The 7,108-nt window shown below is 44.5% G+C and carries 5 protein-coding genes; all 5 read right to left on the bottom strand.

Annotated features, from left to right (window positions below; translation table 11 throughout):
* Positions 1-122: 122 nt before the first annotated feature.
* Positions 123-2,996 carry an NHLP bacteriocin export ABC transporter permease/ATPase subunit gene (locus ACYTXL_RS31685; RefSeq protein ID WP_461928067.1) on the bottom strand — a complete coding sequence of 958 codons (2,874 nt, stop codon included), beginning with the start codon at positions 2,994-2,996 and terminating at the stop codon, positions 123-125.
* Between the two features lie 156 nt (positions 2,997-3,152).
* Positions 3,153-5,432 carry an NHLP family bacteriocin export ABC transporter peptidase/permease/ATPase subunit gene (locus ACYTXL_RS31680; RefSeq protein ID WP_461928066.1) on the bottom strand — a complete coding sequence of 760 codons (2,280 nt, stop codon included), beginning with the start codon at positions 5,430-5,432 and terminating at the stop codon, positions 3,153-3,155.
* On the bottom strand, positions 5,419-6,018 hold the full coding sequence (locus tag ACYTXL_RS31675) for an NHLP bacteriocin system secretion protein (protein ID WP_461928065.1): 600 nt from the start codon (positions 6,016-6,018) through the stop codon (positions 5,419-5,421). Before ACYTXL_RS31675 ends, ACYTXL_RS31680 begins: the two co-directional genes overlap by 14 nt.
* Positions 5,981-6,613, bottom strand: a complete 633-nt coding sequence (locus ACYTXL_RS31670) for a hypothetical protein (protein WP_461928064.1) — start codon at positions 6,611-6,613, stop codon at positions 5,981-5,983. The genes ACYTXL_RS31675 and ACYTXL_RS31670 overlap by 38 nt, the downstream gene beginning before the upstream one ends.
* The gene (locus tag ACYTXL_RS31665) at positions 6,552-6,980 is read right to left on the bottom strand and encodes a hypothetical protein (protein WP_461928063.1); all 429 of its coding nucleotides are present in this window, start codon (positions 6,978-6,980) and stop codon (positions 6,552-6,554) included. Before ACYTXL_RS31665 ends, ACYTXL_RS31670 begins: the two co-directional genes overlap by 62 nt.
* Between the last annotated feature and the right edge of the window lie 128 nt (positions 6,981-7,108).

Raw genomic sequence — 7,108 nt, 5'->3', positions numbered from 1 at the left:
AATCTCCTGAGTAAGATATTGGCATCGGATCTAACAATAACTCCCTTCCCAGCCTACCGCAGTTTGTGGTTCAATTACCTGAAAATTGCTGTAAGAAGGGAGCATCTCACTTTTTGAAGTAGCTAGCCCATTTGCCGAGCCATTAACTGGGCAAATAGACCTTCAACAGCAGCTAGCTCATGAAAAGTTCCCTGTTGGACAACTTTACCTGCTTGGAGTACATAAATCCGGTGAGCATTACGGATAGTACTAAGTCGATGAGCGATCGCAATTCTGGTAACTTGTAATTTATCTAAGCTTTCACTCACAATAGCCTGAGTTTTATTATCAAGGGCACTGGTAGCTTCATCAAAAAATAAAACCCGGGGTTTTAATGCCAAAGCACGAGCAATCAACAATCTTTGGCGTTGTCCTCCAGAAAGATTACTACCCCCTTCGCTGACCACAGTATGCATTTGCATGGGCATAGCGGTGATATCCTCTGCAAACCCAGACATCCGCGCTGCTTCCCAAGCTTCATCTAAAGTCATCTGTGCGCCACCTGCAATATTCTCAAAAATGGAAGCGGAATTTAGCTGACCATTTTGTAAAACCACTCCCAATTGTCGGCGTACTGCATCCACATCTAACCCAGACAAATCTTGACCATCGTAGTAAATACCACCTGCTTGGGGAGTTTCAAATCCCAGTAGTAATCGCAGTAACGTCGATTTACCACTGCCAGAAGCGCCTACCAAAGCTATAAATTCTCCCGGTTCCGCAGAGATACTCACATCATCCAAGGTTAGTGCGCCATCACTGCGATAACAAAAGGTAACATGGTCTACAGTAATTTTCCCCATGAGCCTACCGGGATCAGCTTTGCACATATCCACCTCTGGGATAGTTGCCAAAATTGGCTGTGTGCGTTGCCACTGGGGGATGACTTGCAAAATTTCTGTAACTGTATTGCTGAGGCTTGTAGTACCTCTGGTAAAGTTACCAAAAGCTGTGTTGAAAGCCAGGAAGGTGCCAAGAGATAATTCAACTGTTCCTGAAGTTTGCGGAGCTTCCAGCAGTTTGATCGTAAACCAGAACAATATTCCAGAAGTCAGTATGGGCATAACTGTATTGAACAGGACAACGGCATCTTCTATGCGTTGTGTACTCAATTCCAGCTTAATTTGGCGAGTGTAGTTTTTACTCCAAGCGGCAAAGGCGCGTTCTTGGGCACCAGCAATATGTAGTTTAGAAATGCCATTGATTAGCTGTACTGTCTGCCCAAAAATATTACCCCGGATTTCCAGTAGCGGACGTACTTTGGTTAACAGCAGCATACCAGAGAGTGTGGTGAAAGCGATCGCAACTACCGCAACTCCAACGGCGATGAAAGCTAATTTGTAGTTGTAATAAAATAACTGTGCTAAGTAAAATAGCGCAAAGGAACTAGTAATCAAATTAATCAGAGTTCTGCCACTGAGTTGGCGGCGAATTGTACTCACCGATGTGATGCGAGAGAGTAAATCGCCAGTTGTGTATTGTCGGAAAAAAGACACTGGCAAGTTCAGCAACCGATCCCATACCCCCGCCTGGGTGGAAGCATCGCCAGCCGATTCCATCCGCAACAGAGCAAACCCCTGTGCTAACTGAAATAAAGCTGTACCCAAAGTTGCCACTAGCAAACCTAAGCCGATTTGCAGTAATAAACCGCGATCGCTATCGGGAATTGCATTATCTATAATAATGGACATGGCATAAGGTGTAATCATCCCCAGCAGCGTTACGGCAATGCCACTAAATACAATTGCCAACAGACTTTGGCTCTGTCCTTGAAGTGTGAACTTGAATATATCAATAGCTTGGAGTGCTTTATCGGGCAAAGAGCGATAAAACATATAAGCAACAGGAGCCAATGTTGCAGCTATCTGTTCATCCACTCTGACACGGGTACGTTCAACCGGGTCAAAAATTTCATAATGAGTTGGAGAAATCGGCAGTAGTGCGACTGGGCGATTATCTTGGATATAGGCGATTAAAGCGCCAGAATCCTTTTCCCACCAGTTATCTCGCAATAGCACCTGCCGCATCCGAATCCGGGAAGCCCGAACAATTGCTTCTAAAGGTTCCTTGAGCCGCTTTAGGTTTTCCGAACGAGAGGGGGGACGAATTTTTATCCCCATCGCTCTACCTACCGCACCAGCCGCCACCAACAAAGGAGTACCTTCTAAGAAAAAGTCGCCATCTTGGGGATTCAGCGTTGATGCTAGTTCGCCTAAAGCCTCCATCGTGACTTGGCGATTTAGGCGTTGGCGATCGCGCAACCGGATTATTTCTGTTTGTGCTTCTTGCTCATCTATAATATTGATGCATTGCAAGAGTTGAGTATGCAACTGAGATAACCCAGCCAGCAGCGTATCTGAATTTGGAAATTCGCTGGTAGTGTTAGTTGTCAATTGAACTCCTTCCACAGCTTCCAACCACATTTTGTCAGTAAGGGGAAAAGTTGCAGTGGTTGGGGTTAAGGTGATTTCTTCAAACCCCAGAAAGCGGACAGTTCCTTGGTGAAGTTGTACCCAACAGATTACACCCGCTTCTGGCTGGAAAGTCTGAGCATTATTTAAGGAAAATCGTACTTCTTCCTTAGCCTTCACCTGAATTTTTGGCATAGTAACTTGGGAGAATAGACCACCGAGTTGCAACAGCCAAGTTTCTATCCAAGCTAGAGCCATTGCATCTGCATTGGCTACTAACTCCCGAAAACATTCTTGATGAACTTGTAGTAATTCTGTCTCTCCAATTGGAACTGCTAAAATCTGACGCTGTTGATTAGCAGTTCCGAAAAGTGCTTCACCTTGATTAATACTGCATAGATAACGGCGAGTTCCTTCGATAGCGCCATCTTTGAGTGTGACAGCAAACAAAGCCATAGAGCCAGACTGAACCACCCAAACTCTAGAAGGGTCATTCAGTAGAATCGGTTCATTGCCATTAATTATGTAAATTTGACCTATTAGCATTTTAGAATGAGGAGAAATCAATTCAAGGAAAAAACTGGGAGAGATGTAGGGGGATGAGGGAGTTTGAGCCTTAGAGCTTGAACATTAAGTCTTTGAGCTTGAACATTGAGCCTTAGAGCTTGAACATTTAAGTTCTAACTCTCTTCGTCATCTTTCTCATTCTTCAGTGCGAATTAACCGCGAATATAGACCGTCAACTTGCCATAATTCTTTGTGAGTGCCTTGTTGTACAACCTTTCCGCGTTCTAAAACAATAATTAGATCGCAATCGCGGATAGTGCTTAATCGGTGAGCGACAATTATGCAGGTGCATCCCCGTCGGCGAAGATTTTGGTCAATGATTTGTTCTGTTTCTGCATCTAGGGCGCTGGTGGCTTCATCCATGACAAGTATGGAAGGATTATTCACCAAAGCGCGAGCGATTTCTAAGCGTTGTCGCTGACCGCCACTTAAATTAGCAGCACCTTCTATGAGTTCAGCATCAAACCCTCCAGACATAGAAAGAATTACATCAGCGATCGCAGCATCTTGACAAGCCCGCATCAGGTTTTTATCTGGTACAGTAGCATCCCAGAGGGTCAAATTATCCCGAACCGTACCGCCAAACAGCAAAATTTCCTGCTCCACCATTGCCACAGAATTAGTCAGCAGTTGTTGGGGAATCTGATTTCTAGATTTACCATCAAAGCAAACTTCTCCCGCCCAAGATTCATAAAGTCCGCTTACGAGTTTGGCAATAGTAGACTTTCCAGAACCGCTTCCACCAACCAAAGCTACTCGCTGTCCCGGCTTAATTGACATATTAAAGTTTTCAATTAATGGCGCTTCCAAACGGCTATAACCAAAAGTGATATTCCGCAACTCCACATAACCCTGCAATTTCGGAAGAAGATAGTGAGATGAGGAAGACAACGAAGAATTTACTTCCCCTGCTCCCCCCGCTCCCGACCCTTGTACAGACGCGATTAATCGCGTCTCTCCCTCCCCAATGGGATTATCCAGCACATCATCAAGGCGAATCAAATTCCCCTCCAATTCCTGCAGAGTAGTACCAAAGTTGACAAGATTGTTAACAGGCTGCTGGAAACCTAACATTAAACCTTGAAAAGCGATAAGCATCCCAATACTGATATGTCCATCCATTACCCGGAAACCACCGATAACCAACAAAAACATCGAAGAAAGAGCAGATAACAGCGTGGGTAATACTGAAAATGTTTGGTTTGTTACTCCTAATTCCTGCTGAGAATTGAGAGCTTTGGTGTAATAACCTGACCACCGCGAAAAGAAATCTGACTCCAACCCCGATGCTTTTAACGTTTCAATACTTTGAAGTGCAGCAATAGATAACCCAGCTGCCTTACCATACTCTTGGATCAATCTTTGATTAGCATCTACCCGTTGTCGAGAAATCCACTGCAAAGTTAAGACGTTCACCGCAGCAAAACCGACCACCATTAAGGTCAGTACCCAGTCATATTGCACCATGACTAAGGCATAAAAAACCACCATGAAACTATCAATGATTGTAGTTGCCAACTGTCCTGCCAGAACATCAGCAACTTGGTCATTGAGAGTAGTCCGGTTACTAATTTCTCCAGCAAAACGTTGAGCATAAAAGCTAACAGGTAAGCGGAGGATATGCCACAGAAAACGGCTGGACATCCCTACACCCAGTTTGATTTTCAGGCGGCGCAGATAGCGCAACCGTAGTAAAGTTAGTGATCCTTGGAGTATAGCAGCGATCGCCATACCCACAAGCAAAGGACGCAGCCATAATTGCCGTCCCTCCACCAAGATGTCATCTACAAACACTTGGCTGAACACAGGTACTACTAACCCGACCACCGTTAAGAAAAATCCCGCAACCATAGAGTAAGCTAAAGCATCTCCAGCACCCTGTAGCCGTGACCACAGAGATAAAATCATGCTGGGTTTACGACCACCTTTAGTAAACTCCGCGCCTGGTTCAATCACCAGCACAACTCCCGTATACCCCTCGTCAAATTCCTGCAAAGATACATGACGCGGCCCTGTTCCGGGGTCATTGAGATAAACTCGCTGTCGGCGAAATCCCTCTACCACAAGGAAATGGTTGAAGTTCCAAAAGACAATAAATGGAGGGCGCAATTCTTGCAGTTGCTTGAGTTCTTTTTTAAACCCTTTGGCTTCGAGTCCATAACTTCTGGCAGCTTTGAGCATATTAGATGCTTTACTACCATCACGGGAAACTCCACATTCTCGCCGCAGTTGTGGTAGTGGTACAATTCGACCGTAGTAACCCAGAATAATTCCCAAAGCCGCAGCACCACATTCCACAGCTTCCATTTGCAGAAGAGTGGGTGTTTTTACTCGAATGCTTCGGCGTGGCAGTAATTTTTGTAAATACTGCCAAGGATTAAACGGTGTTACTAAAGTAGATTTAGTAGATACCACTGACCGACCTCAAGATAGGTAAAACGAAAGTGATGGGAGCGCGTTCTTCCACGTTGACTCGCACAACAGTAGTAGTTCCCGAAGAAATTTTCAGGTGTGGCCCTATGGAAGAAGACCACTTATAGCCGCTCGGTGTGTTCGTATCTAAATCGAGGTCAGAGAATACTTGTATCAGTCCTTGTTGTTGAGACACTAAACCTTCCAGCACTTCTGAATTGCCCACCTCATTAGCGGCTGCTTCTTTGGTAATAGGAAAGCGTGAAATACTGGTGACATTACCCACAATGCCACCAAAGCGTTCCCGCTTCACCGTTTGGGGAGTAATTTGTATCTTCATCCCCGGCTGAATTTTCTTCCCATCAGCAACAGGAAAATAGGTAACGCCAACCAGCTTGCTTTTGGGATTTTCCGCCTCAATGGTTGCAAGGCGAGTTCCGGCGCTAACAACTTGTCCTGGTGTCAGCGTGATTTCTAAAACGCGTCCGCTATATTGACTAATAATCTGACTATCATTGCCTAGTTGCACTTCTAATTGGGCAATTTGTCGCTTAACTTCTTGAATCTCTGTTTCGTCGGGTGGTGACACTTTCGAGGTCTTGTTGAGCCACAGAAGCCTGTTTGCTGTCTAGTTCTTTTAACTGAGCTTGCAAGTCAGAAATGGTACTAAGGTTTTCCCGATAATCTTTTTCTGTTTGCGTCGCTTTTACATCCAGTTCTTTCAACTGATTTTGGATATCAACAATTTTTTCCTGGTTTTGCAAATATTCTTGTTCAGCCGTGAGTGCTTCATCACCAGAAATCGCGCCCTCTTTTTGGAATAGCTGTTTGCGGATTTCCATTCTCTGGAGTAAAACAGCATTCAAAGCTTGGGCTTGCTTGAAACGCTGTTCTAAACCTTGGCGTTGCTGTCCAATGGAGGTATTGCCTTTGTTTTTGAGGAGAGGCGTTGTTGCTCGTAGTTCCAGTATACGTTGCTGGAGGTAGTGGCTTTGTTGTTGTTGCGATCGCTTTTCTTGTTCCAGCCTTTGCCTTTGCAGCGAACCAACTGCCTGGTCTTGTGATTCTAATTCTGTTAGTTTAGCTTGTTGCTGTTGCAATTGCTTGCGGAGTTCAGCTTGGTCAATGGTCGCTAACACCTGCCCCTTTTTGACAACATCCCCAACTTTGACACTGAAAGTCATTAGCTGTCCGGCACTTTTTGATTGAAGCATCATTAGTACCACCAAGACGTTCAATAGCTTTGAAGTAAACAGCAAACCTAGAATCAGGCAACAATTCTCTTTTGATATCCTTTAGTAGTGGGTCGATAAGCTTAACAGTATCTACAGTGAAGTGCAGACGCAGGTTTATATAAATTGGTAATGAACTATCACGAATTGCTAGTAAATTAGTCCAAATGCGTTCAAATGTACTTTTCCCATCGGCACGAATACGACTTTGCTCGTGAATTTCTCTAGGGCCATCAAGGGAAATTTGGTATTTTGTAACTCCCACATTGACCAAAGCAGAAGCTGTATTCAGATCCAATAAGTAACCATTTGTGGTCATGTTACTTGAATAATGGAGATGGGGATACTTAGATATAGCGGTTATTAGTCTAGTGCAGTACAATATGAGAGAGCAATTCTACTGATAACTCGTGGCGATGAAAGCCTACTCTCTCGACTTGCGTCAGA

The organism is Nostoc sp. (genome assembly GCF_054880495.1).
The sequence above is the reverse complement of the archived record's forward strand: the minus strand, read 5'-3'. Positions and strand labels throughout refer to the sequence as shown.

Excerpts from the sequence above, each read along its gene's own strand:
- ACYTXL_RS31685 (WP_461928067.1), bottom strand. The coding sequence starts at position 2,996 with ATGCTAATAGGTCAAATTTACATAATTAATGGCAATGAACCGATTCTA.
- ACYTXL_RS31670 (WP_461928064.1), bottom strand. The coding sequence starts at position 6,613 with ATGACTTTCAGTGTCAAAGTTGGGGATGTTGTCAAAAAGGGGCAGGTG.
- ACYTXL_RS31665 (WP_461928063.1), bottom strand. The coding sequence starts at position 6,980 with ATGACCACAAATGGTTACTTATTGGATCTGAATACAGCTTCTGCTTTG.